27 protein-coding genes are annotated in these 25,760 nt (G+C 74.3%); 15 read left to right on the top strand and 12 right to left on the bottom strand.

Going from position 1 to position 25,760, the window contains the following annotated elements:
• Positions 1-54: 54 nt before the first annotated feature.
• Complete coding sequence (locus AB0C78_RS40615; RefSeq protein ID WP_360758883.1) at positions 55-504, top strand: GNAT family N-acetyltransferase; 450 nt, start codon at positions 55-57, stop codon at positions 502-504.
• Positions 505-688: 184 nt separating this feature from the next.
• Here AB0C78_RS40615 and AB0C78_RS40610 read toward each other — a convergent pair whose 3' ends face one another.
• Together AB0C78_RS40610 and AB0C78_RS40605 are read right to left on the bottom strand one after the other, a co-directional pair.
• On the bottom strand, positions 689-1,720 hold the full coding sequence (locus tag AB0C78_RS40610) for an ABC transporter permease subunit (RefSeq protein WP_360758850.1): 1,032 nt from the start codon (positions 1,718-1,720) through the stop codon (positions 689-691).
• Positions 1,717-2,481: an ABC transporter ATP-binding protein gene (locus tag AB0C78_RS40605; RefSeq protein WP_360758848.1), complete on the bottom strand. Its 765-nt coding sequence runs from the start codon at positions 2,479-2,481 to the stop codon at positions 1,717-1,719. Before AB0C78_RS40605 ends, AB0C78_RS40610 begins: the two co-directional genes overlap by 4 nt.
• A 90-nt stretch (positions 2,482-2,571) precedes the next feature.
• Between AB0C78_RS40605 and AB0C78_RS40600 the strand changes: the two genes are divergently transcribed.
• From AB0C78_RS40600 to AB0C78_RS40590, 3 genes are all read left to right on the top strand, one after another.
• Complete coding sequence (locus AB0C78_RS40600) at positions 2,572-3,225, top strand: response regulator transcription factor (protein WP_360758846.1); 654 nt, start codon at positions 2,572-2,574, stop codon at positions 3,223-3,225.
• Between the two features lie 2 nt (positions 3,226-3,227).
• Positions 3,228-4,328: an ATP-binding protein gene (locus tag AB0C78_RS40595; RefSeq protein WP_360758844.1), complete on the top strand. Its 1,101-nt coding sequence runs from the start codon at positions 3,228-3,230 to the stop codon at positions 4,326-4,328.
• 262 nt (positions 4,329-4,590) lie between these two features.
• On the top strand, positions 4,591-5,220 hold the full coding sequence (locus tag AB0C78_RS40590; protein WP_360758842.1) for an HNH endonuclease family protein: 630 nt from the start codon (positions 4,591-4,593) through the stop codon (positions 5,218-5,220).
• 46 nt (positions 5,221-5,266) lie between these two features.
• On the opposite strand, the gene AB0C78_RS40585 is transcribed toward AB0C78_RS40590, so the two are convergent.
• Positions 5,267-5,593, bottom strand: coding sequence for a hypothetical protein (locus AB0C78_RS40585; RefSeq protein WP_360758840.1), 327 nt, complete (start codon positions 5,591-5,593; stop codon positions 5,267-5,269).
• A gap of 108 nt (positions 5,594-5,701) precedes the next feature.
• On the opposite strand from AB0C78_RS40585, the gene AB0C78_RS40580 reads away from it, so the two are divergent.
• On the top strand, positions 5,702-6,166 hold the full coding sequence (locus AB0C78_RS40580) for a GNAT family N-acetyltransferase (protein WP_360758838.1): 465 nt from the start codon (positions 5,702-5,704) through the stop codon (positions 6,164-6,166).
• A gap of 9 nt (positions 6,167-6,175) precedes the next feature.
• Here AB0C78_RS40580 and AB0C78_RS40575 read toward each other — a convergent pair whose 3' ends face one another.
• Both AB0C78_RS40575 and AB0C78_RS40570 read right to left on the bottom strand, forming a co-directional pair.
• Positions 6,176-6,577, bottom strand: a complete 402-nt coding sequence (locus tag AB0C78_RS40575) for an ester cyclase (protein WP_360758836.1) — start codon at positions 6,575-6,577, stop codon at positions 6,176-6,178.
• 60 nt (positions 6,578-6,637) lie between these two features.
• The gene (locus AB0C78_RS40570; RefSeq protein ID WP_360758834.1) at positions 6,638-7,567 is read right to left on the bottom strand and encodes a zinc-binding dehydrogenase; all 930 of its coding nucleotides are present in this window, start codon (positions 7,565-7,567) and stop codon (positions 6,638-6,640) included.
• A 95-nt stretch (positions 7,568-7,662) separates the two neighbouring features.
• Between AB0C78_RS40570 and AB0C78_RS40565 the strand changes: the two genes are divergently transcribed.
• Complete coding sequence (locus AB0C78_RS40565) at positions 7,663-8,295, top strand: TetR/AcrR family transcriptional regulator (RefSeq protein WP_360758832.1); 633 nt, start codon at positions 7,663-7,665, stop codon at positions 8,293-8,295.
• Here AB0C78_RS40565 and AB0C78_RS40560 read toward each other — a convergent pair.
• The gene (locus AB0C78_RS40560; protein WP_360758830.1) at positions 8,292-8,990 is read right to left on the bottom strand and encodes a haloacid dehalogenase-like hydrolase; all 699 of its coding nucleotides are present in this window, start codon (positions 8,988-8,990) and stop codon (positions 8,292-8,294) included. The genes AB0C78_RS40565 and AB0C78_RS40560 overlap by 4 nt on opposite strands.
• Before the next feature lie 109 nt (positions 8,991-9,099).
• Between AB0C78_RS40560 and AB0C78_RS40555 the strand changes: the two genes are divergently transcribed.
• A complete protein-coding gene (locus AB0C78_RS40555) occupies positions 9,100-10,677 on the top strand; it encodes a CYTH and CHAD domain-containing protein (protein ID WP_360758829.1) in 1,578 nt (525 codons plus the stop codon).
• A gap of 58 nt (positions 10,678-10,735) precedes the next feature.
• On the opposite strand, the gene AB0C78_RS40550 is transcribed toward AB0C78_RS40555, so the two are convergent.
• The 3 genes from AB0C78_RS40550 to AB0C78_RS40540 all read right to left on the bottom strand — a co-directional run bounded on the left by AB0C78_RS40550 (position 10,736) and on the right by AB0C78_RS40540 (position 14,369).
• A complete protein-coding gene (locus AB0C78_RS40550; protein ID WP_360758827.1) occupies positions 10,736-11,629 on the bottom strand; it encodes an NUDIX domain-containing protein in 894 nt (297 codons plus the stop codon).
• On the bottom strand, positions 11,622-13,706 hold the full coding sequence (locus AB0C78_RS40545) for an RNA degradosome polyphosphate kinase (RefSeq protein WP_360758825.1): 2,085 nt from the start codon (positions 13,704-13,706) through the stop codon (positions 11,622-11,624). Before AB0C78_RS40545 ends, AB0C78_RS40550 begins: the two co-directional genes overlap by 8 nt.
• Before the next feature lie 114 nt (positions 13,707-13,820).
• A complete protein-coding gene (locus AB0C78_RS40540; RefSeq protein ID WP_360758823.1) occupies positions 13,821-14,369 on the bottom strand; it encodes a hypothetical protein in 549 nt (182 codons plus the stop codon).
• 193 nt (positions 14,370-14,562) lie between these two features.
• Here AB0C78_RS40540 and AB0C78_RS40535 point away from each other — a divergent pair, with 193 nt between their 5' ends.
• The gene (locus tag AB0C78_RS40535; protein WP_360758821.1) at positions 14,563-16,113 is read left to right on the top strand and encodes a pentapeptide repeat-containing protein; all 1,551 of its coding nucleotides are present in this window, start codon (positions 14,563-14,565) and stop codon (positions 16,111-16,113) included.
• A gap of 223 nt (positions 16,114-16,336) precedes the next feature.
• On the top strand, positions 16,337-16,558 hold the full coding sequence (locus AB0C78_RS40530; protein WP_360758819.1) for a hypothetical protein: 222 nt from the start codon (positions 16,337-16,339) through the stop codon (positions 16,556-16,558).
• A gap of 126 nt (positions 16,559-16,684) precedes the next feature.
• Here the strand turns inward: AB0C78_RS40530 and AB0C78_RS40525 are convergent, their stop codons facing one another.
• Together AB0C78_RS40525 and AB0C78_RS40520 are read right to left on the bottom strand one after the other, a co-directional pair.
• Positions 16,685-17,857: a CU044_5270 family protein gene (locus tag AB0C78_RS40525; protein ID WP_360758817.1), complete on the bottom strand. Its 1,173-nt coding sequence runs from the start codon at positions 17,855-17,857 to the stop codon at positions 16,685-16,687.
• The gene (locus AB0C78_RS40520) at positions 17,854-18,516 is read right to left on the bottom strand and encodes a sigma-70 family RNA polymerase sigma factor (protein ID WP_360758816.1); all 663 of its coding nucleotides are present in this window, start codon (positions 18,514-18,516) and stop codon (positions 17,854-17,856) included. The genes AB0C78_RS40525 and AB0C78_RS40520 overlap by 4 nt, the downstream gene beginning before the upstream one ends.
• A 194-nt stretch (positions 18,517-18,710) precedes the next feature.
• Here AB0C78_RS40520 and AB0C78_RS40515 point away from each other — a divergent pair, with 194 nt between their 5' ends.
• Genes AB0C78_RS40515 through AB0C78_RS40505 form a run of 3 tightly spaced genes read left to right on the top strand, consistent with a single transcriptional unit; the run spans position 18,711 to position 21,995 of the window.
• Positions 18,711-19,910: a fused response regulator/phosphatase gene (locus AB0C78_RS40515; protein ID WP_360758814.1), complete on the top strand. Its 1,200-nt coding sequence runs from the start codon at positions 18,711-18,713 to the stop codon at positions 19,908-19,910.
• A complete protein-coding gene (locus AB0C78_RS40510; RefSeq protein ID WP_360758812.1) occupies positions 19,910-21,565 on the top strand; it encodes an ATP-binding protein in 1,656 nt (551 codons plus the stop codon). Before AB0C78_RS40515 ends, AB0C78_RS40510 begins: the two co-directional genes overlap by 1 nt.
• Positions 21,558-21,995, top strand: coding sequence for a response regulator (locus AB0C78_RS40505; RefSeq protein WP_151544042.1), 438 nt, complete (start codon positions 21,558-21,560; stop codon positions 21,993-21,995). Before AB0C78_RS40510 ends, AB0C78_RS40505 begins: the two co-directional genes overlap by 8 nt.
• Here AB0C78_RS40505 and AB0C78_RS40500 read toward each other — a convergent pair.
• Positions 21,979-23,262 carry a PP2C family protein-serine/threonine phosphatase gene (locus AB0C78_RS40500; protein ID WP_360758809.1) on the bottom strand — a complete coding sequence of 428 codons (1,284 nt, stop codon included), beginning with the start codon at positions 23,260-23,262 and terminating at the stop codon, positions 21,979-21,981. The genes AB0C78_RS40505 and AB0C78_RS40500 overlap by 17 nt on opposite strands.
• Positions 23,263-23,337: 75 nt before the next feature.
• Here AB0C78_RS40500 and AB0C78_RS40495 point away from each other — a divergent pair, with 75 nt between their 5' ends.
• From AB0C78_RS40495 to AB0C78_RS40485, 3 genes are all read left to right on the top strand, one after another.
• Positions 23,338-23,811, top strand: coding sequence for a MarR family transcriptional regulator (locus AB0C78_RS40495; RefSeq protein ID WP_360758807.1), 474 nt, complete (start codon positions 23,338-23,340; stop codon positions 23,809-23,811).
• Between the two features lie 254 nt (positions 23,812-24,065).
• Positions 24,066-24,908, top strand: coding sequence for a L,D-transpeptidase (locus AB0C78_RS40490; protein ID WP_360758806.1), 843 nt, complete (start codon positions 24,066-24,068; stop codon positions 24,906-24,908).
• A 122-nt stretch (positions 24,909-25,030) separates the two neighbouring features.
• Positions 25,031-25,693 (top strand): choice-of-anchor P family protein, encoded by a 663-nt coding sequence (locus AB0C78_RS40485; RefSeq protein ID WP_360758804.1) that lies wholly within the window; start codon positions 25,031-25,033, stop codon positions 25,691-25,693.
• The last annotated feature ends 67 nt before the right edge of the window (positions 25,694-25,760 follow it).

Raw genomic sequence — 25,760 nt, 5'->3', positions numbered from 1 at the left:
GAGCATTGCAACTTAGCGCCCGGATAACCTTGTGACGTGCAGCGTGATCAAGAAGTGACCTTTCGCGAGGCGACGGTCGACGATCTGCCCCAGATCGTCCGGCTCCTGGCCGACGATCCCCTGGGCGCGACCCGCGAAACACTCGCCGAGGAAATCCCCGAGGCCTACTTCGCCGCCTTCACCGCCATCGAGAAGGACCCCAACAACCACCTCGTCGTGGCGGACGTCGCGGGCACCGTCGCCGGCACGCTGCAGCTCACCTACATCCCCGGCCTCACCTACACCGGCGGCGAGCGCGCCCAGATCGAGGGCGTCCGCGTCGCCGCCGACGAGCGCGGCCGCGGGCTCGGCCAGACCATGATCACCTGGGCGATCGACCAGGCCCGCGCCCGCGGCTGCCGCGTCGTCCAGCTCACCACCGACCGCCAGCGCCCCGACGCGATCCGCTTCTACCAGAAGATCGGCTTCCGCCCCTCCCACATGGGCATGAAGTACCACCTGTAGGTTGCAAGCCCGGCCCAGAGGGCTCGCCTGGCGGCTCGGCCCTTGACCGGTCTTGGGCGGGCGCGGCCTCGCTTCGCGAGCTTCGCGGCGGGGCTCGCCTCCGGCTTCGCCCCGCCGCTCAGACAACGCGCCCGCGCGACGGCTGAGCTTCTGCGCCGCACGTCCCGCCCGCCGCGCTGTGGGGTCAGGCGCGGGCTTGGGTTATGTGGTGGTAAGCGAGGGTGGCCAGGAGGGCGGCCAGGAGTGTGTAGGCGCCGAGTTCGATCCATTGGAAGGACCAGTACCGGTCCGCCGGTTGCATGGTCACGTCGAAGTGCAGGTGCTTGGAGGTCATGCACTGGTCGACGGTGCCCGCGCCGTCGGTTCCGGGCATCGGTGCGGGGGGCTTGGCGAGGCAGTCCTGGACGGTCGACGGCTGCACGAGCGCACCGGACGAGGTCCGCAGGTACGTGACCTTGCTCAGCATGAGGGCGCCGGGCACCTGGTAGCCGGCGACGAAGGCGGGACGGTCGTGGCCGAACGACACGTTCGCGTCGTGGTCGCGGACGCTCTGGTCGAAGGCGACCGATTCGGTCACCGGCGGGCGCAGGTGGGGGCGGACGAGGCTCGGCCACAGGAACAGCACCGCCGCGACCACCGCCAGCGTCGCCGCCATCGCCGGCAGGGTGCGGCGTAGGAACAGCCCGGCCGCGGTGCCGGCCGCGAACGCGAAGAGCGCGTAGCCGACCGGCACGACGTCGCGCGAGGCGAACGACAGCGCGGTGAAGCGGGTGCCCTCCACCTCGTCGAAACGGTCGGCGGCCCAGGTCAGCAGGAAGCTGAGCGCGGCGGTCAGCAGCACCGTCGCGAGGCCGGGCAGCAGCAGTTTCGCCGCCAGCCAGCGCCGCCGGGTGACGCTCTGGGTCCAGGCCAGCCGCTGCGTCCCGGCCTCGAACTCGCGACCCAGCAGGGGCGCGCCCCAGAACGCGCCGATGAGGGCCGGCAGCAGGAGCAGGACCGCCTGCGCCGCGCTCACCGTGGGGGTGAACTCGCTGAGGAACGCCCTCTTCTGATCGGTGAGCCGGCAGCCGTCCGCCAGGCTGCAGCCCAGGATCTCCTTGTCGTAGGCGTGGCGCGTCGAGTAGCCCAGCCAGCCGAGGGCCAGGGCGTACGCCGCGCATCCCGCGAGCATGACCAGCGCCGGCGTGCGGAACTGCCGCCACGTCACCCAGATCATCGGACGACCTCCCCGGCCATGTAGGCGAGCACCAGGTCCTCCAGGTCCACCGGCCGTCCGTCCGGCCGGGGGACGATGCGTTCGCCGTCGCTTCGCGAGTGCCCGGCCAGCAGCGCGGGCACGTCCCCGGCCAGTTGCACGCGCCCGGCGGACAGCACGATGAGGTGGTCGCAGACCCGCTGCAGGTCGCCGAGCAGGTGCGAGGACAGCATCACGCTCACCTCCACCTCGGCGACGGTCTCCTGCAGGTCCTCCAGGAACGTCCGGCGGGCCAGCGGGTCGAGGGACGCGACCGGCTCGTCGAGGACCAGCAGCCGCGCGCGCTTGGCCGCGGCCAGGGTCAGGGCGAGCTGGGCGCGCTGCCCGCCGGAGAGCCGTCCGGCCTTCTGCGCCGGGTCGAGGCCGAGCCGATCGATCCGCGCCCGCGCGTACGGCCCGTCCCATCGCGGGTTCAGCCGGGCGCCGAAGCGCAGGTGATCGGCGACGGTCATGTACGGGTACAGCGGCGCGTCCTGGGCGACGAACGCGACGTCGGCGAGCCGGGCCGCACCGCCACCGGGCCGGTGGCCGAGCACGGCGATCCGCCCGGATGTCGGGGCGAGCAGGCCGGCGACCATGCCGAGGAACGTGGACTTGCCGGCGCCGTTCGGCCCGACGAAGCCCGCGACCTTCCCGGCCGGGACGCGCAGGGTGCAGTCGGTGAGGGCGACCCGGCGGCCGTACCGCATGCCGAGCCCCTCGGTTTCGATGACCGGTGTCATGGCGACCGTTTCTAACCGGCCGGCGGTCACGCCGGGGTCCGCGCCGCTGTGACCGGGCTGTGACGGGCGGCCGGGCTACCCTCGAAGCCGATGCGGGTACTGGTTGTCGAAGATCAGCGGGACCTCGCCGACTCGGTGGCGCGGGTGCTGCGCCGCGAGGGCATGGCCGTCGACGTCGCCTACGACGGCGGCGACGCGCTGGAGCGCGCCGCGGTCGTCGAGTACGACGTCGTCGTGCTCGACCGCGACCTGCCGGTGGTCCACGGCGACCAGGTGTGCCGCGCGCTCGTCGCGGCGGAGCCGCCGGCCCGCGTGCTGATGCTCACCGCGTCCGGGACCGTCGCCGAGCGGGTCGAGGGCCTGGGCCTCGGCGCCGACGACTACCTGCCCAAGCCGTTCGCGTACGCCGAGCTGGTGGCGCGCGTCCGCGCGGTCGGCCGGCGCACCCGGCGGGCGACGCCGCCCGTGCTCGTCCACGGCGAGCTCAGGGTCGACCCGGCCCAGCGCACCGCCACCCGGGCGGGCGCGCGCCTTCCGCTGAGCCCGAAGGAGCTCGCCGTGCTGGAGTACCTGCTGGCCAACCGGGACCGCGCGGTCTCGGCGGAGGAGCTGCTCGACCGGGTCTGGGACGAGGCGGCCGACCCGTTCACCACGACCGTCAAGGCGACGATCAACCGGCTGCGCGCCAAGCTCGGCGATCCCCCGCTCATCGAGACCGTGCCGCGCGCCGGCTACCGGATCTGACCATGCCGTACCGCCTGCGCCTGCGGCTCACCCTCCTGCACTGCCTGATGGCGGTCGCCTCGGGGACGCTCCTCCTGCTGGTCATGTACGGGCTCGCGCGGCAGCTGCCGGGCCACCTCGGCTACGCCACCCGCCCCGGCCCGATCGGTCCTTTCGCGCCCGAGCCCGGAGCACCGGTGCGCGTCGGGCCCCAGACGGCCGGCGACCGGATCGACCTGGCCCTGCCGACCTTCGCGCTGCTCATCGTGGGGCTCGCCTCGCTGGCCCTGGGCTGGCTGGTCGCCGGCCGGACGCTGCGCCCGGTGCGCACCATGACCGAGCGGCTGCGGCGGATCTCCGACCACAACGTCCACGAGCGGCTCTCGCTCACCGGTCCGCAGGACGAGCTGAAGAACCTCGCCGACACCGTCGACGGGCTGCTCGGCCGCCTCGAAGCGGCGCTGGACGCCCACAAGCGGTTCGTCGCCAACGCCGCCCACGAGCTGCGCACGCCGCTGACCGTCGAGCACGCGCTGCTGGAGGAGCCGCTCATCGACCCGGACGCGGACGCGGCGGCGTTCCGCGCGAACTTCGAACGGCTGCTGGCCGTCAACGAGCAGCGCACCCGGCTGCTGGAGTCGCTGCTGACCCTGGCCGGGAGCGCCGAGGTGCGCGCCGGCGACGAGCCGTTCGACCTGGCGTCGGTGGCGGCGCGGACGCTGGAGGGCCGCGGCCGCGAGGACGTGGAGATCGACGCGGTGCTCGATCCGGCGCCGGTCGCCGGCGACCCGGCCCTGATCGACCGTCTCGTGGCCAACCTGTGCGACAACGCTCTCCACTACAACGTGCCCCAAGGCCGAGTGGAGATCAGCACAGGACGCAGCGGCGACACGTCCGTGCTGCGTATCACCAACACGGGCCCGGTGGTGCCGCCGGAGAAGGTGGACGGGCTCTTCGAGCCCTTCCAGCGCCTGCACCGCACGGCCGACGACGGTCACCAGGGGCTGGGGCTGTCCATCGTGCGGGCCATCGCCACCGCCCATGGCGCCACGCTAACCGCCCGCGCCCGCCCCCACGGCGGCCTCACCGTCCAGATCACCTTCACCACGCCTCAGGGCGAATAGCCGTTCAGGCGATCCCGCGCCGTCCGGTTAATGCGCGGTTGTTTCCGGTGAACACTTCGCGGCGGCGCTCGCAGGACGCCGCCGCGCGCCGCAGGTGGGGCGGGACCGTCGACAGGTTCCGACCAAGGCGAGGGTGACGTCTGGGCAATCAGTGATATTTCGCTGAGTTGTCCTGAATGTCACGGTATCGGGGCTGTCGTCCCCGTGCCCTGTTCGGGGAGTCCGATCCCCGCCGGCGGGCGGCCGCAGAAGGGCATCCTCGATGCGACGTCTGCTCCTGTTCCTGCTGCCGGCGGCGCTGCTCGGCGCACTGCTCGTCGCCGTGCAGGCACCGGCGTCCGCGACCCCGCCGAACATCCCGTCCGCCAGCACCGCCCGCACCCGGCTCGGCGAGCTGACCGTGGCCGCCGAATCGCACGCGAGCACCTACGACCGCTCGCTGTTCCCCCACTGGATCACCGTCTCCGGCACCTGCAACACGCGGGAGATGGTGCTCAAGCGGGACGGCACGAACGTGAGCACCGACTCCGCCTGCTACCCGACGTCCGGGTCCTGGTACTCGCCGTACGACGGCGCCACCTGGACGTCGCCGGCCGACGTGGACATCGACCACATGGTGCCGCTGGCCGAGGCGTGGGCGTCCGGCGCCTGGGCCTGGACGACCGCGCACCGCCAGGACTTCGCCAACGACCTCGGCGGCCCCCAGCTGTGGGCCGTCACCGACAACGTCAACCAGGCCAAGGGCGACAAGGACCCCGCCGAGTGGCAGCCGTCCCGCACCGCCTTCCGCTGCACGTACGCGCGCGCCTGGGTCCAGGTGAAGTGGTACTACGACCTCACCGTGGACAGCGCGGAGAAGAGCGCGCTCACCTCGATGCTCAACACCTGCTGACCGCACGGGGGTGCGGGCCTCCGCCGGGGAGGCCCGCACCCCGCGGTCAGCCGGCGGTGGCCGTCGCCTCGGCGGCGGCGAAACCGTAGGCGCCCACCTGGGTCGCCGGGGTGCGGCTGAGGGTGCCGGGGACGAGACGGTCGCCGAGCTCCCGCTGGAACTCCTGGAAGGCGGGGACGGACGGCAGGACGTCGCGGCCGTCCTCGCTCACCACGATGTGCAGGAACGTGTCGCCGTCCAGGCGGAACGCGGCGTAGCGGACGCCGCCGGGGTCGTCGCGGCCGAGCTCGGCCATGACGTCCTCGATGAGCCGCTGGTTCTCGTCGGCCCGCTCGGGACGGGCCTGGTACCGCACGATGTTGATCTTCTGCATCGGTGGTCCCTTCTTCGGGTCGCTGTCACCTGTACTGACACGGCGGACCCGGCGAAGTGACCGGCCTGGGGGCGGCGACTTTCCGCGCGCCTCGCTACCGTCGGCGCCATGCCCCATATGCGCCCGGCGACGCGCGCCGACCTGCCCGCGGTCCTGGCCCTGCTCGCGGACGAGGAGAAGGTCGTGGATCCGGCGTCGGTCGTGGTGACGGCCGCCTACGAGCGGGCGTTCACGTCGATCGACCGCGACCCGCGCAACGAGATCCTGGTGCTGGACGACGGCGGGACGGTCGTGGGCTGCCTCCAGGCGACCTACATTCCGGGGCTCGGCAAGGGCGGCGCCGAGCGGGCGCTGATCGAGGCGGTGCGGGTCCGGGCGGACCGTCGGGGCGGCGGCCTCGGCCGGACGCTGATGGAGAGCGCGATCGAACGGGCCCGCGCCCGGGGCTGCGCGCTCGTCCAGCTGACCAGCGCCAAGAGGCGTGGCGACGCGCACCGCTTCTACGCGTCCCTGGGCTTCACCCCCAGCCACGAAGGCTTCAAACTCCCCCTTCACCCCGCAGGAACCCGGTAGCGGCGCAGGTCAGAGGGCGCCTAGGGATTGCATCATGCCCAGGGCGTCGGAGACGGGCCAGTACTCGGCGAAGCGGCCGTTCTCCATGCGGAAGAGGTCGTGGCCGGCGAAGGAGATCCGGGTGCCGGGTTCGGCGGTGGCGCCGGGAATCCCGCCCTGGTAGGAGCCGTGGAAGGTCCAGCGCGCGGCCACCAGGTCGCCGTCGACGAGCGGGCCGACGTCCAGGGTGTTCGCGATGTCGGCGAAGTAGTCGCGGGACTGGCGGATCTGCTCGGCGGCGCCGTCCGGTCCGTGGACGTCCATGCGGGGCCAGTGGCCGGCGAAGCCGGGTGTGAGGATCTCGTCGAGGACGCCGTAGTCGCCGGACCACGCGTCGAACAGCCAGCGCCGGTACAGAGTGTTCGCATCCATGAGCCCATGGTGCAACGTGCGCGGGCACGGCCGCCGGGCGGCCGTGCCCGCGCCGGGCGGTCAGCCGATCTCGAGGACGGCCTTGCCGTGCAGGCGGCGTTCGAGCAGGGCGGCGACGGCCTCGTCCGCCCGCTCCCAGCCGCCGCGCCAGGAGATCCCGGGGTCGAGGCGCCCGGCGGCGACCTCGGCGGCCAGCCAGGTCAGGTCGGCGGCGAGGTCGGCGCCGTCGAGGAGGTAGAAGGTGACGAGGGAGCGGTCGTGCCGGCCGTCGTTGCCGAAGAGGTCGCCGAACGGGAACGTCTCCGCCTCGCCGGTTCCGTGGCCGACCGCGATCAGGGTGCCGTGCGGCGCGAGCCTGCCGAACGCGGCGACGAGCTGGGCGCCGCCGACGTTGTCCACGACCCCGTCGACGGGGTCGGTGACCTGCTCGGGGTGGGCGACCACTTCGTGGGCGCCGAGCGCGCGCAGCGCGTCGCCGTGTGCGGCGGGATTTCCGGTGGAGGCGACGACCTGGGCTCCGCCTAGGCGGGCGAGTTGCACGGCGTACCGGCCGACGCCTCCGGTGGCGCCCAGCACCAGGACGCGTTTGCCCAGCAGCGGCCCGATGCGCCGCAGTGCGCGGAGCGCGCTCGCCGCCGCCACCGGGACGGTGCTGATCGCGCCGAGGTCGGCGCCCGCCGGGACGGCGCCGAGCAGCGCGGTGTCGACGGCCCGCAGTTCCGCCCACGCGCCGTCCGCGCCGAGCGTGACGACGGGGGTGCCGGCGGCCGGGCCGGAGCCGTCGGCGGCCGCGCGCTCGACCACGCCGGCGGCGTCCCAGCCGAGCACGGCGCCGCCCGGTGCTCCGGCGATGCCGTGCGCGACCTCGCCGTAGTTGAGCGAGGTCGCGGTGACCCGGACGAGCGCCTGGTGCGGCGCGGGGTCGGGGGCGGCGGTCTCGCCGAGGCGCAGGCCGGACGCGGTCGAAGGGTCGATGAGCAGAGCACGCATGGGTGCCGCCTTCCGGGAGAGAGCGATCCCCCATTTATGCCACTCAGTGGCATAAGCCTGCAAGTGGCGTTCGCCGCCCGGATACACTCCAGGGCATGACCACGGCACCGTCGCTGCGCGAGCGCAAGAAGGAGCGCACCCGCCAGGCGCTGATCGACACGGCGCTGGCCCTGTTCGGCGAGCACGGCTTCGGCGGGGTCACGCTGGACGAGGTGTGCGCCGAGGTCGAGGTCTCCAAGCGCACGTTCTTCCGGTACTTCACCGGCAAGGAGGCCGTCGCGATGGCGCCGCTGGAGGACATGTGGCGCGCCTTCCTCGACGGGCTGGAGACGTGCCCGGCCGACGGCCGCCCGCTGCTCGACCTGCTGGAATCGGTGCTGCTCACGGCCCTGGACCGGGTGGCGGACGGGACGTGGGCGAGCCGGGCGCTGCGCAGCTACCGGCTGCTGCAGGTGACGCCGTCGATGGACGCGCACGGCCTGCACTTCTGCGAGGACACCCTCCGGTCCGTCCTGGAGATCCTGCACCGGCGGCTCGACCTGCCGGACGACGCGCGGCCCCGGCTCGCCGGCGACATGCTGGTCGCGGCGTGGCGGCACGCCCTCGGCGGATGGGCCGCCGAGGCGGACGACCCGCCTTCGGTGGCCGACCTCGCCGCCCGCGTCCGCGAGGCCATGGCCGCCCTGCCCGGCAGCCTCACGCTCCCCGCCACGGCCCGCGCGCTCTAGCCTCCGGCGCCGAGGATCAGGGCGACGACCTGGGCGGTGTCGGTCAGGTCCGGCAGGACGGTGTCGGCGCCGGACAGCCGCAGGTCCGCGGCGGACGTGGCGCCCGTCGCCACCGCGACGACCCGGGCGCCGCCCTCGTGGCCCGCGCGGACGTCGTGCGGGGTGTCGCCGATCAGCACGGTGCTCGACGGCCCGAACCGCTCCCCGTACTTCGCGGCGGTGCGCTCGCGGGCGAGCTCCACCAGCGGCGGCCGCTCGACGCCGTCCATCCCGTAGGCGCCGATCTCCAGGTCGAGGTACGCGTCGAGACCGAACGCCTTCAGCTTGCAGGCGGCGATCCGCTCCATGTTCCCCGTCAGGACGGACTGGATCACGTCCGGACGGGCCGCGAGGGCCTCCAGCACAGCGCGCGCGCCGTCGTGCGTCCGGCCTCGGGAAGGCAGCTCGTGCGCGCGCGCCTCGAAGGCCAGGGCGAGCGCGTCGGTGAAGGCGGCGAGGACGTCGGGCGTCGGGTCGATGCCGTGGTGGCGGAGCGTGTCGGTCGTGATGGCCCGGTCGGTGCGTCCGGCCATCGGCGCGACGCGTTCCGCCGGGCGCCCGACGACCCGGTGGAACACCTGCGCGTAGATGTCCACGGACAGGCCGCCCGCGTTAAGGAGGGTGTGGTCGATGTCCCAGAGGACCAGGGTGCGCACGGACGCATCGTAGGCCGCCGACATTTCCGCTTCCGTTCATCTTCGCGTGAAATGGTGGTCATCTGGGTGTGCCCGCCGCCGACAACACCGTCCCCCGAAGGAGCTGGTCGTGGCCGAAAGGCAGCTGGAGATCGAGCAGAAGTACGACGCCCGGGCCGATTTCGTCCTTCCGGAGCTCGGCGGGCTGCCGGGCGTGGCGTCGGCGGGCGAACCCGAGGCCTTCGACCTCCATGCGAGCTATTTCGACACGGCCGACCTGCGGCTCGCCGCGCACGGGATCACCCTGCGGCGGCGGCGCGGCGGGACGGACGCGGGCTGGCATCTGAAGATGCCCGCCGGCCCGGACGGCAAGGAGGAGCTGCGGGCTCCCCTCGGACGACCGGCGATCGTGCCCGCGCGGCTGGCGGCGCTGGTCGCGGCGTACACGCGCGGCGAGCCGCTGCGCCCGGTGGCGACGCTGGAGACGCGGCGGACCGTCGTCCGGCTGTACGCGGGCGACGGCGCGATGCTCGCCGAGGTCGCCGACGACCTGGTGACGGGCCGGGACGTCCGGGACGCCCCGGCGGCGAACGACCCGGCGGCGAACGACCCGGCGGCGAGCACCCCGGCGGCGAGCACCCCGGCGGCGGACGCCCCGGCGCGGCGCTGGCGGGAAATCGAGGTCGAGCTCGGGGACGGGGCGGCCGAGCTGCTGAAGGCGGCGGGCAAGCGGCTGCGGAAGGCGGGGGCGCGGCGGTCGAAGTCGTCGTCGAAGCTGGGCCGGCTGCTGGGCGGGGCGATCGAGCCGCCGAAGGCGGCGCGCGCGCGGGCGGCGTGCAAGGCGCGGCTGGTGGCGGCGATCGACAACGGGAAGGGCCCGGCGACGACGGGCGACGCGGTGATGGCGTACCTCGCGGAGCAGGTCGAGGCGGTCGTGAGGTTCGATCCGAAGGCACGGCTGGGCGAGGAGGACGCCGTGCACCGGATGCGCGTGGCGGTCCGCAGAATCCGCAGCACGCTGAAGGCGTACCGGCCCGTCCTGGAGGATGAGCGCACGGAGCCGCTCGGGCCGGAGCTGCGATGGCTCGCGGCGGTGCTCGGCGAGGTCCGCGACCTGGAGGTGCTGCGGATGCGGTTCCAGGAGCGGCTCGGCGGTGCCGCTCCCGCCTGGCTGGACGACCTGGCCCGCCAGGAGCGCACCGCCTACAGGCGGATGAACGCGGCGCTCAAGGAGCCCCGGTATTTCGCGTTGCTGGACGAGCTGGACCGTCTCATCGCGGAGCCGCCGCTAGGGCGGGCCGCCGACCGCAAGGCGCGCAAGGATCTGCCCGACCTGGTGACCCGATCGTGGGACCGGATGGCGCGCGCGTACGCGTCCATTGCGATCGCCGAAGACGCGGAGGTCGCGCGTCACGAGACCCGTAAGGCGGCCAAGCGCGCGCGGTACGCCGCCGAGCTCGCCATGCCCGTGCTAGGGGTGGCGGCCAAGCGGGTGGCGAAGGACGCCAAGCGCATCCAGGAAGTGCTGGGCGGCTACCAGGACGGCGTCATCGCGATGGAGCACCTCAAGACCGCCGCCGCGCGCACACGGAACACCTCCGAGGCGTTCGACCTCGGCGTCCTGTACGGCTGGGAGCGCTGCGAGGCGGAGACCGCACGCGACCGCCTGTCGGTGACCTGGTCGCAGACCCTCGGCCCCGCCTTCTGAACATCGAGTCGCGACGTGTTGCCGTTATGAGCCACCGATAACGGCGACGCGCCGCGCCTCAACGAGGGGTGTGGCGCTCCAGGGAGGCGAGCGACCCCTCGCCGATGTGGGCCACCCAGAACTCGCCCTTGCGAAGGCTCGGGTCGTCCGGGACCTTCTCGCCCAGCTCCCGGCACAGGCCCGTGACCAGCTCGGACACGTTCTCGCCGTGCGTGCACACGACCGTCGGGACGCCGTCGCCCAGCAGGCCGAGCAGCCGCTCCCGGGCCCGGTCAGGGCCGGTCTCGCCGACCGTGAACGCGGCGTCGGTGACGACGCCGGCGCGGACGCGGCGCGCGTACGGCAGGACGGTCTCCAGGCAGCGGGCCGTCGCCGAGCTGAGCACCCGCGCCGGGCCGTAGGCGTGCAGCAGCGCGGCGAGCGCCGCCGCCTCCGCCCGGCCCCGCGCGTCCAGCGGGCGCAGCTCGTCGGGCTCGCGCCACGCGTGCTTCTCCCCCGCCGACCCGTGCCGGACGATCATCAGCGGCCAGGTGCGGGACGGGCCGTCCAGGAACGCGCGGAGCAGGTCGGCGTCGTGCCGGTAGCTCAGCCGCGCCTCCGCCTCGCGGGCCGGCAGCCACGCCAGCTCGTCGACCTCCTCGTTCGGCGTGAACGCGGCCTCCGCGACGGGCCGCGCCGCCCAGTAGTCGACCCGCTTGGGCCGGTCGCCGTCCTGGTACTTCGCGGTCGGCAGGCGCCGGCCGAGGCGCGGCACCAGGCCCGTCTCCTCCTCGACTTCCCGGACGGCGGCGCGCAGCGCGTGCTCGCCCCGGTCGAGCTTGCCCTTCGGGAACGACCAGTCGTCGTACCGGGGGCGGTGCGCGACCGCGAACTCGGGGCCGTCCGGGCCGTCGCGCCACAGCAGCGCGCCCGCCGCGCGGATCGGGCGGGCGGGCTCACCGGCGTCAGTCATCGACGGTCCTCCACCGGCGGCTCCGGACCAGGTGGGTCTGGATGTCCAGCAGGGTCTCGCCGGGGCCGGGCTCGCCGCGCGTCCAGGCGCCGTCGCCGGCGAGCGTCCAGGCGTGCGTGCCCGCGTCCATCGCCCGGTCGAGCAGCGCGATCAGCTCGTCGCGCTGGGTCCGGTCGGTGACGGTGACGAGCGCCTCGACGCGCCGGTCGAGGTTGCGGTGCATCAGGTCGGCGCTGCCGAGCCACACCTCCGGCTCGCCGCCGTTCTCGAACGCGAACACCCGGGAGTGCTCCAGGAACCGGCCGAGGACGCTGCGGACCCGGATCGTCTCCGACAGCCCCGGCACGCCCGGCCGCAGCGCGCAGATGCCGCGCACCCACACGTCCACCGGCACCCCGGCCCGCGACGCCCGGTACAGCGCGTCGATGATCACCTCGTCGACCAGCGAGTTGCACTTGATCCGGACCCGCGCGCGGTGCCCGGCGCGGTGGTTGTCGATCTCGTGCTCGATCCGCTGGACGAGCCCGGACCGCAGGCTGTTCGGCGCGACCAGCAGCCGGTTGTAGGAGCCCTGCCGGGAGTAGCCGGTGAGGTGGTTGAACAGCGCGCTGACGTCCTCGCCGACGTCGGGCGCGCAGGTCAGCAGGCCGAAGTCCTCGTAGAGGCGGGCCGTCTTCGGGTGGTAGTTGCCGGTGCCGATGTGGCAGTAGCGGCGCAGCGAGCCGTCCGGGTCCTCGCGCACGATCAGGGCGAGCTTGCAGTGCGTCTTCAGCCCGACGAACCCGTACACGACGTGGCATCCGGCCGTCTCCAGCTTGCGCGCCCACGCGATGTTGGCGCGCTCGTCGAAGCGGGCCTTCAGCTCGACGACGACCACGACCTGCTTGCCCGCCTCGGCGGCGCTCATCAGCGCGTCCACGATCGGGGAGTCGCCGCTCGTCCGGTACAGCGTCTGCTTGATCGCGAGGACGCCGGGGTCGGTCGCGGCGTCCTCGATCAGCCGCTGCACGGTGGTGGTGAACGAGTCGTAGGGGTGGTGGACGAGGACGTCGCCCTCCCGGATCGCGGAGAAGATGTCCACGTCCTCGGGCAGCGCCTCCTTCGACGGGACGAACGGCGGGTACTTCAGCTCGGGCCGGTCGAGGTCGGCGATGGCGCCGAGCCCGGCGAGGTCGAGCGGCCCGACGAGCCGGTAGATCTGCCGCTCCTCGATGGCGAGCTCGGTGGTGAGCAGCTCCAGCACGCCCTCGGAGATCGACTCCTCGACCTCCAGCCGGACGACGGGGCCGAACCGGCGGCGCAGCAGCTCGCGCTCCAGGGCCTGGAGCAGCCCCTCGCTGATGTCGTCGTCGATCTCCAGGTCCTGGTTGCGGGTGACGCGGAACGCGTGGTGCTCGACGACCTCCATCCCGACGAACAGCTGCCCGAGGTGCGCGGCGATCACGTCCTCGAGCGGGGTGAACCGGTCGGGGGACGCCTCGATGAAGCGCGGCAGCAGCGGCGGCACCTTGACCCGGGCGAACATCGTCGCGTCCGTCTCCGGGTCGCGGACGATCACGGCGAGGTTCAGCGAGAGGCCGGAGATGTAGGGGAAGGGGTGCGCGGAGTCGACGACGAGCGGGGTGAGGACGGGGTAGATCCGGTCGCGGAACAGCCGGCGCAGCCGCTCCTGCTCGGTCTCGGCCAGCTCGTCCCAGCGCAGGATGTCGATGCCCTCCTTGGCGAGGTCGGGCAGGACCTCCTCGCGGAAGACGGCGGCGTGCCGGCGCATCAGCTGGTGGGCGACCTCGCCGGTGCGTTCCAGCACCTCGCGGGGCTGCCGGCCGCTGGCGGACTGGACGGCGAGGCCGGTCGCCATCCGGCGGGCGAGGCCGGCGACGCGGACCATGAAGAACTCGTCGAGGTTGCTCGCGAAGATCGACAGGAACCGGACGCGCTCCAGCAGCGGCAGCTCCGGATCCTCCGCCAGCTCCAGGACGCGCTGGTTGAAGCGCAGCCAGCTCTCTTCGCGGTCGAGGAAGCGGTCGTCGGGCAGCGCTTCGGTGGCACGAGGAAGATGTCCTGGATTGACGGTCATGTCCCCAATTTTCCCTGACCAAGGTGAACAACGGTGGAACGCCGGTGTTTCGGCGAAGAGTCAGATACGTCGATCATGCCCGCGGTTCCCGTTGATCACTCGACGGTTCGGACGTCAGGTTCCGCAGGAGCCCGCCACCACCCGGTGGTCCAGCGCGGACGCCACGGACGCCACGAACCCGTCGGCCAGCGGCGGCCAGTTCCAGAAGCGCAGGCCCAGCTCCGCGAACGCGCACGGCACCGGCCACCGCCAGCCGTTGAACCCCGTCCGCTCGCCGCAGCGCGCGCAGACCAGCGCGTCCGGGCCGCCCTCCAGCCACTCCTCCACCGCGTCCAGGACGGTCTCGAACGGCAGCCACGCCCCGCAGCGCGGGCACCGCACCCGGTCGTCCTCGCGCATCGTCCCGTAGTAGGCGCCGCGGCCGACGTCGATCTCCAGGCCGTTCGGCCACACGTCCGGGAAGCCGGCCGGGTCGCCCATCGCCGCCGACGCGGCGGCCGGGCCGGGCGCGTACCCGCCGGGGACGTCGCCGAGGACGCAGTCGGTCCGCTCGGCCAGCACGATCCCGGCGTCCACGAGGCGGGTCAGGATCCGGTCCGCGAGGTCCGGCGCCTCGTCCGGAAGGGCGTCGAGGTCGGCGATCCAGCGGCTCCGTTCCCCCATGCGCTCACAGTACGACGACGCGGACAAACCCGAAGAAGAACGAGGGACTTGCGCGAAACCGGTGACAGACGAGGTAAACAGCCAATCAACGTCCTAGTGTGGCCGTTCCCATGCGTACAGTAACCATGCGGAAGTAACGACCTGACCGCCGGGAGAGCTTCCCGGCGGAACCCGCTGTAGGTAGAACGGGACCGTGACCCCTCACGAGCCTTCCCATCCGTCCTCCACCGCGGTCCTGTGGCCGCGGTGCTCGGCCGTCCACGGATGCAGCGGGCGCGCCGCCGGCGGATTCGCGGGCTGCCCCGCCCACCTGCGGCCCGCCGAGTTCGAGCGGTTCGCGGCCGGGCTGCGCCCCGGAGGCGACCTCGACCTGCGCGGCGTCACCGTCCCGCCGTGGCTGCTGGACGCGGTGCTCGACGCGGTCACCGGCCCCGACGGGCGCCCCCACCTCGGCCGCGCCCGCTTCGACGGCGCCGTGCTGCCGTCCCACGCGGTGCTGCGCGGCGTGTGCGTCGAGGGCGACAGCTCGTTCGACGGCGCCTGCTTCCTCGGCGGCGCCTCGTTCTTCGACGCCCGGTTCTTCGGCCACGTCTCCTTCCGCGGCGCCCGGTTCGGCGGCAACGCGTCCTTCCACGAGGCGCGGTTCCACCGGCACGCCTCGTTCGAGGAGGCCGTCTTCACCGGCGACGCGCTGTTCGGCGAGGCCGTCTGGCACGCCGACGCCGCCTTCCCCAAGGCGGTGTTCTTCGGCGCCGCCTGCTTCGACCGCGCCGAGTTCGGCCGGGACGCGGCGATGCAGGGCGCGTGCTTCGGCGCGGCGGTCTCGTTCCGGCGGGTCCGCGTCGCCCGGCACGCCCGGTTCGAGCGCACCCGGTTCCGGCGCGGGCTGTGGCTCGGCCCGCTCGTCGCCGGCGGCCGGATCGGCCTCGCGGACGCCGCGGCGCGCGGCGGGCTGCGCGTACACGCGGCGGCGCCGCTGGTGGACGCCCGCGCCGTCACGGTCCGCGGCGAGGCCGAGTTCCGGCTGCGCCGCGCCGAACTCGACCTGGAGGGCGCCTGCTTCGACGCGGCGGTGAACGTCCGGTCGCTGCCGAACCCGATCCAGGGGCTCGCCGAGCCGGAGTCGTGGACCGGTCCCGCGGCGGTCCGGCTGGTGTCGCTGCGCCGGGTGGACGCGGCGCACCTGCACCTCGCCGACGTCGACCTCAGCGGGTGCAGCTTCCTCGGGCTCGTCCACCCCGACCGGCTGCGGATCAGCGGCGACTGCCCGTTCGCGACCGTCCCGGACCGGCGCCGCTGGCGGCCCTGGGGGCACGGCGGCGCCGGGCGCGCCGTGCTGGCCGACGACCTGGCCCGCAACGCCGACGACGCGGCGTGCGGCGAGGACCGGCTGGAGGCCCTCTACCGGGAGCTGGCCCGCGCGACGGCGGGCTCCGACCGCGCCCGCCTCGCCCGCGACTTCCGCTACAGCGCGCTGGAGATGCGGCGCCGCAGCGAGCCGCACCAGTGGCGGCGCTGGCTCCTGCACCTGCTGTGGATCACCAGCGGGTACGGGCTGCGCGCCGGCCGGATGGCGGTGTGGCTCGCGGTGGCGATCGCGCTGGTGTGCTGCGGGCTGCTGCTCGTCCGCCACCAGCACCCGGTGGCGTCCGGCCGCACCCGTCCCCACCAGCCGTTCTCCTCGTTCGGACGGCGCTCCGCGCATCCCGCCCCGCGCAAGGGCGTGCGGCCCCTCGCCCGCTGACGGCGGCGCGCCCACCGCCCCCGGATGATCGTCAAAAGGGCGCGCCACTGTTTTGTCAGTGCTTTGGGTAATGATTCTTGTTATGAGCAGAGACAGCCATCCGGGGGTGCAGTGCCCGCACTGCCATTCCCATCTCGCGCTCGTCCCCGTGCCCGGAAATACCGCCCCCGCGGCGGTGCCCTCTCCACCGCCCGCAGCACCGCCCACAGCATCGCCCGCACCAGTGCCCGCTCCGGCGTCCGTGCCGCCGGTCGCCGCCAAGGAGGAATGGCAGCCGCCGCCCGTCGCGGAGGTCCTCGCCGCCTATGCCGGACGCGTCAAGGACTCCGCCACCGCAATGCGCGGCGCCGCCCGCGTCCGCGACAGCCTGAACCGCGCCCGCACCGCCGCCGCGCAGCGCCGGGCCGCGCAGAGAACCGCCCGCCGGACCCCGAAAAGCGCCTGATCACGTCCCGATCACGGCGGCCCGATTCCCGAAGCGGCGGAAGGGACGGCGCACGGCCCGCGAAGGCCACCGCACCGTCCCTCCCCGAACGCGCGCCCGATACCGGCGCGCGCCATCGTCAACGCGTCACTCCGGCGCGGAATCCGTCCATTCCATGGTCATCACGGAGCTGGAGCTGAGCACCGTTCCGGCGGGCCGCGGCTCCTTCGCCGACGGGGTCACCAGCACCCTTTCGTCGGCGAGCGCCTTTCCGGTCGCCGGGTCGATCACCAGCAGATGCCGGACCACCCCGCTCGCGTCCTTCTCCTTCATCCCGATCGCGTCGCCGGTGCGGCCCCGCGGATCGGTGACCCGGCCGGCGGAGTCGACCGTCTTCAGCCCGGCCAGCATCCGGAACGCCGCCGCCCGCACCTTCGGCCGCACGGGCAGCTCGGTGACCAGGCTCCCCGCGACCCGGAACAGCCACGCGTCCGCCGCCATCGGCACGCTCGACGACTCGGTGTCGTGCCCGCCGTACCAGCGCAGGACCTCCTTCTTCAGCCGCTTCGGGTCGTCCGGGAGGCTCTGCAGCTGCTTCATGGTCACGTTACGGCCGAGCCAGTAGACCTTGTTCCCGTCGACGAGCGGGGTGCTGCTCGTCTCCACCGGCCCCGGCCCGGTCGGCACCTTCATGGCCTTGTAGCCGCCCTTGCCGCTCGGCTGGATCGGCACCTGTAGCGACAGCGTCGCCGGCGACCCGGCCCGCCGGTATGCCGCCGCGTCCGCCGGGGACGCGGGCTTCGCGCCGAGCCGCTGCTGGCTGCCGATCATCTTCCCGCCCGGCCCGCCGGGCGCCCACTCGTCCGACTTCTCCATCAGCAGGACGGTGTAGCGCTCCCCGCCCTGCCCCTGGGCCAGCCACGAGCTGGTGCCGATCGTCGACTTGTGCCAGTACCGCCCGGTCGGCTCGGACGCGGCGTCCAGCTTCTCGGCGGCGGCGAGCAGCACCGTCTGGGCGTCGAGCGGCTGCACCGGACCGGCCTGCGGGTGGTGACCCGGTGCCTTCGGGCCGCCGCCGCCCCCGCCGGACGTCACCGCCACGACGCCGACCGAGGCCGCCGCGACCGCACCGGCCAGGCCGAGCCCCCACATCGGCCGGACCCGGGACCGGCGCGGCGCCCGCGCCTCCCGCGCGCCCGAGCCCGCCGGCGCCGCCATCGCCCGCGCCAGCTCCGCCCGCCGGACCTCGTCGCCCACCGGCGCGTCCGGGTTCAGCTCCGCCGGCCTCGCCTCGCGCAGCGTCCGCAGCACGTCGTTCATGCCCTCTCCTCCCTGACGATTCCCATCTGCGGACGCACCGGACGTCCCGCCGCCTCGGCCGCCGCGGGCGCCACGGGCGCCATGCCGCGCACCGGGCCGACCTCGGCTTCGACGTCGGCACCGGCGGTCGCGGCGCCGCCGGCCGCGTCGGCGCCCGCGTCGGCGGCGCGCAGCAGGCGCTTGCGGGCGCGGTGCAGGCGGACCCGCAGCGCCGCCGGCGAGCAGCCGACGACCCGCGCCGCCTCCCGCGGGCTGAGCCCCTGCCAGGCGACGAGGATCAGGATCTCCCGGTCGCCCTCGGGGATCGCCGCCATCGCGCGGAGCACGGCGAGCCGCTCCGCGACGTCCTCGGCGATGTCGCCGGACGGCCGCGGCGCCCAGCGGGCCAGCTCGGCCGTGCACGCGTCGCGGCGCGCCTCCGCGCGGTACCCGTCGCGCAGCACGTTCCGCGCGACGCCGAGCAGCCACGGCAGCGCCGGATCGGGGACGTCCGCGAACCGCCGCCACGCCACCGCGAACGTCTCGCTCACCACCTCGTCCGCGATCTGCCGCCCCGCGCGCGCGGCGGCGTACGCCCACACGCGCTGCCGGCAGGCGTCGTACATCGCGGTGAAGCGTCTCTCGTCGGGGGCCCTCTCACGGGGGGCTGGGTCTGCCACCGCGTGCTCCTCCGTCCGTCCTGGTGTGTCCATCACCAGGAAGTGGCCCGGGGAGGACGATCGTTACCGTCTCAATGGGGTGTCCATTGTGTCCGCGCCGGTCGTGCCACTACTGGACTGCCCGTAACATTTGCTCGATGGCAACCAACGCCGCCCCCACCTGCGGGGGCCTCCCGGGGCGAAGGAGCTGAGCTATGACCGCGATGCACAGTCGCGGTGCCGAGCGTCTGCCGGGGGTCGCCGGCTCCCCTCATCTCCTGCTCGTCGAGGACGACCCCGGCGACGCGTTCCTGTTCGAGGAGCTGCTCACCGAGGTCCAGCCGAACGTGCAGATCACGGTCGCCTCGACGCTCGCCGAGGCGCTGGCGTCGCTGCGCCCCGAGGTCCAGTGCGTGATCGTCGACCTGTCCCTGCCGGACGCGTCCGGGCTGGACGCGCTGCGCCAGGTGATCGCCCGCGCCCCCACCACCGCCGTGCTGGTGCTCACCGGCCTCGCCGACGCGCACGTCGGCGTCCAGGCGGTCGCCGCCGGCGCCCAGGACTACCTCGTCAAGCAGGACGTCGACGGCGCCCTGCTCGGCCGCGCCATCAGCTACGCGATCGAGCGCAAGCGCGCCGACGAGTCGGAGCGGCAGCTGGTCGAGGCGCGCGCGGTCGGCCGGGAGAACGCGCGGCTGGAGCGCGGGCTGCTGCCCGTCCCGATCCTCGCCGACGGCTCGCTGCGGCACCTCACCCGGTACCGGCCGGGACGCGACCGGGCGCTGCTCGGCGGCGACTTCCACGACACGGTGCAGACCGAGGACGGCACCGTCCACGCGGTGATCGGCGACGTCAGCGGGCACGGCGCGGACGAGGCGTCCCTCGGGGTGCGGCTGCGCATGGCATGGCGGACGCTGGTGCTGGCCGGGCACACCGGCGAGCGGCTGCTGTCCACGCTCGACGCCGTCCTGGAGCACGAGCGGTGGGGCGAGGAGATCTTCACGACGCTCTGCATGGCCGCCATCGCGCCCGACCGCCGCTCCGCCCGGCTGTACCGGGCCGGGCACCCGTGCCCGCTGCTGTTCGGGCCGTCGGGCGTGCGGGCGCTCCCCGAGGGGCCGCACGGCCCGGCGCTCGGGCTGATCCCAGGCGCGGACTGGCCGGCCGTCGACGTGGAGCTCGGCGACGCGTGGGGGCTGATGCTGTTCACCGACGGGCTGATCGAGGGCTGCGTCGGGGAGGGCGGCGAGCGCCTCGACCTCGACGGCCTTGAGGAGCTGGCGCGGGCCGCGCATGGCCGCGGCGAACGCGGGGACGTGCTGGTCGACGGACTGATCGCGGAGGCGGAGCGGCTGAACGGGGACGTGCTGTCCGACGACCTGGCGGTGCTGCTGCTGAGCCGGGGTGATCTGTGATGGCGGACGGCGAGCCCGGGCAGGCTCCGGAGGAAGCGCCCGAAGAGGCGGAGGACGCGGCGCCCGAGGCGCTCGCGCCGCCGGTCCTGCCGGAGGGCGCCGAGCTGCCCGCCCCGCACGGGATCGGCCGCGTCCGGCTCGTCCAGATCTACCGGATCGGGTCCGTGGTCCTCGGCGTCCTGCTGATCGCGGCGTTCGCGGTCGCCGGGACGGCGCTGTACCAGGCGGGGAAGGCCCGCGAGACGCTCGTCGACCGGGTCGACCCGGTCGCGCTGGAGCAGTACAAGCTGTCCTCGGCGATCGCCGCGCAGGACACCGCGATCCGCCGGTACACCGAGGAGGGCGGCGCGGACCGGATCACCGAGTACCGGGCGGCCGTCGCGCAGGAGGGGACGTCCGCCGCGACGATGCGCCGGCTGCTGGCGGGCGTGCCGGACGGCGCCCGGGTGATCCGCCTCCTCGACCAGGTGACCGCGGGGTCGCGGGAGTGGCGGGCGCGGTTCGCCGACCGGATCGCGGCCGGCGGGGGCGGCGCCGGGCTCAGCGGCGGCCAGAGCCGGCAGGCGGGCGGGCTGTTCGACCGCGCCCGGCAGGGCATGACCCCGCTGCAGAGCGGCATCACCACCCTGCACGACCACGCGTCCGGCCGGCTGCGGGACCGCGCGAACGCGGCGCTGTGGTCGGTGGGCGCCGCGCTGGTGATCGCCGCGGTCGCGGTGATCGCGCTGGCGCTGGTGATCCGCCGGACGGTCGTGCGGCCCGTCGCGTCGCTCGGCGAGCAGGTCCGCGAGGTCGCGCAGGGCGACTTCGCGCACCGCCTCGACGTGTCCGGCCCCGCCGAGATCAACGAGCTCGCCATGATCATCGACGCGATGCGGCGCCGGATCATCGACGAGTGGCGGACCAGCACCGAGCGGGCGGCGCTGCTGGACGACCAGGCCGGGGAGCTGCGCCGCTCCAACGCCGAGCTGGAGCAGTTCGCCTACGTCGCCAGCCACGACCTGCAGGAGCCGCTGCGCAAGGTGGCGAGCTTCTGCCAGATGCTCGAACGCCGCTACGGCGACCAGCTCGACGAGCGCGGGCGGCAGTACGTCCAGTTCGCGGTGGACGGCGCCAAGCGGATGCAGGCGCTCATCAACGACCTGCTCGGCTTCTCCCGCGTCGGCCGGATGGCCCGTCCCGAGGACGCGATCGACCTGAACGAGGTCGCCCGCCAGGCGCTCGACAACCTCGCCGCGCTGATCGAGGAGACCGGCGCCGAGGTCGAGGTGGCCGACCTGCCGGTGGTGCCGGGCGAGCGCACCCAGCTGACCCAGCTGTTCCAGAACCTCGTCGGCAACGCGATCAAGTTCCGCCGCCCCGACGCCCCGCCGCGGGTCGCCATCGGCGTCCGCCGCGACGGCGACGAATGGGAGTTCACCTGCGCCGACAACGGGATCGGTATCGAGCCCCGCTACGCCGACCGGATCTTCCTGATCTTCCAGCGGCTGCACGCGCGGGACGAGTACACCGGCACCGGCATCGGGCTGGCGCTGTGCAAGAAGATCGTCGAGTACCACGGGGGCCGGATCTGGCTGGCCGGCGAGGAGCGCGGCGAGGACGACCCCGGCACCACCTTCCACTGGACCCTTCCCATCGGAGACGGCGATGAATGACGGCGCGCGCCCCATCGAGGTGCTGCTGGTCGAGGACGACCCCGGCGACGTCCTGCTGACCACCGAGGCCTTCGAGCACAACAAGGTCGCCAACAAGCTGCACGTGGTGAACGACGGCGAGCAGGCGATGGCGTTCCTGCGCCGCGAGGGCGAGTACGAGGGCGCGCCGCGTCCCGACCTGATGCTGCTCGACCTGAACCTGCCGCGCAAGGACGGCCGGGAGGTGCTCGGCGAGGTCAAGGCCGACGAGGACCTGCGCAGCATCCCGGTCGTGGTGCTGACGACGTCGGAGGCCGACGAGGACATCCTGCGCAGCTACCACCTGCACGCGAACGCCTACGTCACCAAGCCGGTCGACTTCGAGCAGTTCGTGTCGGTGGTCCGCCGGATCGACGACTTCTTCGTGACGGTCGTCAAGCTCCCCCGCTGACGCGCCCCGGGTCGGGGTCGGCGTCGGCTTCGGGGCCATCGGCGGCGGGGCCGTCCCAGTCGACGCAGACGATCACCGCGTCGTCGGCCGGCTCGCCGCCCTCGTAGTACGCGAGGTAGTGCCGGATCAGCGCGCGGACGGCCTCGGGCGGGCTCTGCAGCCGGGTGTCGCGCAGCGCGTGCAGCAGCGCGACCGCCCCGTACGGCTGCCCGTCCGGGGACAGCGCCTGGTGCACCCCGTCGCTGACGATGACCAGCCGGTCGCCGCGCTCCACCGCGAACTCCTCGACGACGTAGCGGCTGTCGCCGAACATGCCGAGCGGCAGCTGCTCGTCGAACTCGATCGCCTCGGTGAGGTTGCCGCGCATCCGGTACAGCTTCGGGGAGCCCGCGTCGACCGCCCGGACCCGTCCGGTGGCCAGCTCGAACTCCATCAGCAGCGTCCCGACGCTCAGCTCGCCGCGGTGCAGCGCGTACACCGACTGGTCGGCCAGGACGGCCTGCTCGGCGATGTCGGCGCCGGACCGGCGCGCGTTGCGCAGCGCGCTGACCGCGAGGTGGGTGAGCGCCGCCGCGGACGTGCCCGTCCCCATCCCGTTGCTGACGGTCAGCGTCAGCCGGTCGCGGGACGCGGTCCAGTCGAAGTTGTCGCCCCACACCGCGTACGCGGGCTCCAGCTGCCCGGCCAGGCTGAACCCGGTGGTGTGGCGGGACAGCGGCGGCAGCAGGTCCCACTGCATCTCGGCGGCGACGGTCAGGCGCGTCCGCCGCCGGATCCGCCGGAACAGGTCCGTCGCCGACTCGGCGATCTTCATCGCGCGGGCGAGGGCCTCCGCCGCCGGGACCAGCCACGCCGGTTCCGCCTCCTCCGCGCCCGCCTCCTCCGCGCCCGCCTCCCCGGGGACGCGGACGGTCAGCACCCCGAGCCGCTCGCCCTGCACGGTGAGCGGGAGGTGGAGGAGGCGGCCGCCGATCCGCCCGGACCGCTCCCGGTCGGGGCGCTGCCCGGCGAACGCCCGCCCGGGCCCGGTGTTGTCGAGCGGGACGTCCTCGGTCGCGGGGTCGCGGCCGAACGTCTCCGCGGCGCCGCGGACGGCCGGGACGAGGAACGCCTGCCGGTAGTCGATCAGGAGCACCTCGGCGCGCGCGCCCGGCCAGTGCCGGGCCAGCTCCGCGGTCGCCGCGGCGACCAGCTCGTCCGGCCGGGCCGACCAGATCGCTTTCTCCAGCGAGGCGAACGCATCGCCGCGCTCTGGACGGGAAGGCACAGGTTCCCTCATCTCGTTCCGGGACGGAACCGGCCCGGGATGCCGCAGAAGACGTCGTGTGTAACAGTGGAGGGCATGGTGGACACGTCGGGTGAGGACGCGGCCCGATCCGCTGCCGCCCTCGACGCCGCCGCGTTCACGCTGATGAGCGTATGGTCGCACGCGCACAACGCGCCGGACGTCCCGGTGCCGTCCACGCAGCTGCGGGCGCTGTTCATCCTGGAGCGCGGGCCGGTCAACATCAGCAGCCTGGCCGCCGGCCTGGACGCGCTGGTGTCCTCGGCGAGCCGGCTGTGCGACCGCCTGGAGGCGGCGGGGCTGCTGATCCGCGACCCCGGCCGGGACCGCCGCGAGGTGACCGTCCGGCTCACCGCGGACGGGCAGGCGCTGCTGGACCGGCTGCGCGTGCGGCGGCGCGCGGAACTCGCCGACGTGCTGGACGCGATGCCGGCGCCCGCGCGCGCGGCGCTGCTGTGGGGCCTCGCGGAGTTCCACGAGGCGGCGTCCGGCCGCGACACCGGCGGCGGCTCGTTCCCCATGCTGGCCTGATGCCCCTTCCCCCCCGGCTCCATCATCCCGCGAAACATCCTTTCAGTCCCACAAAACCGAGTATTTGCCGAATCTCCCGCTAAACGGAAATCAGACGGCAATTATTCGGGCGCTTTCCCGGACACGCCGCGCTCATTTTCGCCGTTTACCGAACGGACGCCTCCACCACTACTAGCATCCGGCTCCATGGCGACTGACAATGCCTTTCCCGATCACCGCGGCCGGACCGCCGGGAGACCCGCGGGGGCGCCCCGATGACCGCCCGCCGTCCCCGCTCCGGCACCGCCGCGCGGGCGCGCGTCCCGGCCGTCCTCGCGGCGGGCACCCTGCTCGCCGGCGCGGGGATCGTGCTCGGCGGCTGCGGAGCCTCGCCCGCCAACACCGCGTCCGCCGGCGGCACCAAGCGGCCGCCGCAGGCGCAGGCACCCGCCGGCACCGCCGGCGCGCCCGAGGCCACCACGTACGCGCGGCTCAAGGGCGTCCCGCGCGACGACGCCCCGGGCGGCGCCACCGGCGGCCTCGTCGTCCACCCGGCCAAGGCCGTCCCCGTCCTCGACAAGCCCGGCGGACGGACCGTCGCCACGCTCCCCGCCCAGGAACTCGGCGGCCCCACCTGGGTGCCCGTCGTGGAGAGCTCCGGCGACTGGCGGCGCGTCCTGCTGCCCAGCCGCCCCAACGGCGCCACCGGCTGGATCGCCGGCACCGCCGACGGCCTGCTCACCGCCCACACGCCCTACACCGTCAAGGTCGACCTGTCGCGCCGCCGGCTCACCCTGCTCAAGGCGGGCAAGCCCGCCGGCGCCTGGCCCGTCGCGGTCGGCGGCGCCAAGACCCCGACCCCCACCGGCCGCACGTTCATGCTGGCCAACCTCGCCCCCGCCAAGAAGACGCCCAGCCCGCTGGTGCTGCCGCTCGGCACGCACTCGGCCACCCTGGACACCTTCGGCGGCGGCCCCGGAACGGTCGCCCTGCACGGCTGGCCCGACCGCTCCGTGTTCGGCAAGGCCGTCACGCACGGCTGCGTGCGCGTGCCCCCGGACGCGCTGCAGGCCCTCGCCAAGGTCCCGCTCGGAAGCCTCGTGTTCATCGACGACTGAGCCCGCGCCGGGCCGCCCGCGCCCGGCGCCCTCGTCCGCCCGCGCTTCCGGGACGTCACGAACCCCGCTCGACGGCGCTCCGCCGTCCCTTCACCCAAGACCCACACGATCGGAGACGATCCATGCACGCCTTCACCCGCCTGACCGCCGCCGGCCTGCTCGCCGCCGGCCTCACCGCCGGCGCCGCCGCGGCCACCGGCCCCGCGCTCGCCGCCCCGCCCGATCCCGCCGGCTCCGGCTCCGCGTTCGGGCTCGCGTCCAGCGGCGGGCCGCTCGGCGCCGTCCCGCCGGTGCCCGCCGTCTCGTCCGACGCCGGCCCCGCGCGCAAGAGCCTGCTCAACGAGGACCGGCTCAAGGCGGTCAGCGCGTCCGCGCTGAACGTCGCCGCGGCGCCCGCGAACGCCCGCTCCAACGTCGCGGACCTGGCCGTCCCCACCGCGAAGCTGAAGGCGGGCGCCGTCACCGCCACCTGCCGCGACGCCCAGGGCGGCGCGCACCTGACGCGGGCCACCGTCGCGGGCAAGCGCCTCGACGCGACCCCGCCGCCCAACACCACCGTCCCCGTGGACGTCGAGGGCGTCGGACGCACCTCGCTCGTCCTCAACAAGCAGCAGCGCCTGCCGAACGGCCGGCTCGCCGTCACCGCCATGCAGCTGAACCTGCCCGGCGGCAAGGGCGCGCTCCGCGTCGCGTCCGCCACCTGCGGCCGCGAACCCGCGCAGCGTCCCGCCGAGGCGCCCGCGCCGAAGCCGGTCAAGCACCACGACCTGCCGGTCACCGGCTGACGGCCTACAACGGCGACGGGGGGGGGGGGGGGGGGCGCCCCGGGGGGGGGGCGGGGCGGGGGCGTAG

It is taken from the genome of Actinomadura sp. NPDC048394 (genome assembly GCF_040651755.1).
Lineage (GTDB): Bacteria > Actinomycetota > Actinomycetes > Streptosporangiales > Streptosporangiaceae > Spirillospora > Spirillospora montaniterrae.
The sequence above is the reverse complement of the archived record's forward strand: the minus strand, read 5'-3'. Positions and strand labels throughout refer to the sequence as shown.

Coding starts and splice junctions, on each gene's coding strand:
- AB0C78_RS40570 (WP_360758834.1), bottom strand. CDS start 7,567: ATGCGTGCTCTGCTCATCGACCCTTCGACCGCGTCCGGCCTGCGCCTC.
- AB0C78_RS40505 (WP_151544042.1), top strand. CDS start 21,558: ATGAATGACGGCGCGCGCCCCATCGAGGTGCTGCTGGTCGAGGACGAC.
- AB0C78_RS40565 (WP_360758832.1), top strand. CDS start 7,663: ATGACCACGGCACCGTCGCTGCGCGAGCGCAAGAAGGAGCGCACCCGC.
- AB0C78_RS40595 (WP_360758844.1), top strand. CDS start 3,228: ATGCCGTACCGCCTGCGCCTGCGGCTCACCCTCCTGCACTGCCTGATG.
- AB0C78_RS40575 (WP_360758836.1), bottom strand. CDS start 6,577: ATGGATGCGAACACTCTGTACCGGCGCTGGCTGTTCGACGCGTGGTCC.
- AB0C78_RS40485 (WP_360758804.1), top strand. CDS start 25,031: ATGCACGCCTTCACCCGCCTGACCGCCGCCGGCCTGCTCGCCGCCGGC.
- AB0C78_RS40550 (WP_360758827.1), bottom strand. CDS start 11,629: ATGACTGACGCCGGTGAGCCCGCCCGCCCGATCCGCGCGGCGGGCGCG.
- AB0C78_RS40600 (WP_360758846.1), top strand. CDS start 2,572: ATGCGGGTACTGGTTGTCGAAGATCAGCGGGACCTCGCCGACTCGGTG.
- AB0C78_RS40545 (WP_360758825.1), bottom strand. CDS start 13,706: ATGACCGTCAATCCAGGACATCTTCCTCGTGCCACCGAAGCGCTGCCC.
- AB0C78_RS40540 (WP_360758823.1), bottom strand. CDS start 14,369: ATGGGGGAACGGAGCCGCTGGATCGCCGACCTCGACGCCCTTCCGGAC.
- AB0C78_RS40610 (WP_360758850.1), bottom strand. CDS start 1,720: ATGATCTGGGTGACGTGGCGGCAGTTCCGCACGCCGGCGCTGGTCATG.
- AB0C78_RS40580 (WP_360758838.1), top strand. CDS start 5,702: ATGCCCCATATGCGCCCGGCGACGCGCGCCGACCTGCCCGCGGTCCTG.
- AB0C78_RS40515 (WP_360758814.1), top strand. CDS start 18,711: ATGACCGCGATGCACAGTCGCGGTGCCGAGCGTCTGCCGGGGGTCGCC.
- AB0C78_RS40495 (WP_360758807.1), top strand. CDS start 23,338: ATGGTGGACACGTCGGGTGAGGACGCGGCCCGATCCGCTGCCGCCCTC.
- AB0C78_RS40525 (WP_360758817.1), bottom strand. CDS start 17,857: ATGAACGACGTGCTGCGGACGCTGCGCGAGGCGAGGCCGGCGGAGCTG.
- AB0C78_RS40510 (WP_360758812.1), top strand. CDS start 19,910: ATGGCGGACGGCGAGCCCGGGCAGGCTCCGGAGGAAGCGCCCGAAGAG.
- AB0C78_RS40585 (WP_360758840.1), bottom strand. CDS start 5,593: ATGCAGAAGATCAACATCGTGCGGTACCAGGCCCGTCCCGAGCGGGCC.
- AB0C78_RS40490 (WP_360758806.1), top strand. CDS start 24,066: ATGACCGCCCGCCGTCCCCGCTCCGGCACCGCCGCGCGGGCGCGCGTC.
- AB0C78_RS40605 (WP_360758848.1), bottom strand. CDS start 2,481: ATGACACCGGTCATCGAAACCGAGGGGCTCGGCATGCGGTACGGCCGC.
- AB0C78_RS40590 (WP_360758842.1), top strand. CDS start 4,591: ATGCGACGTCTGCTCCTGTTCCTGCTGCCGGCGGCGCTGCTCGGCGCA.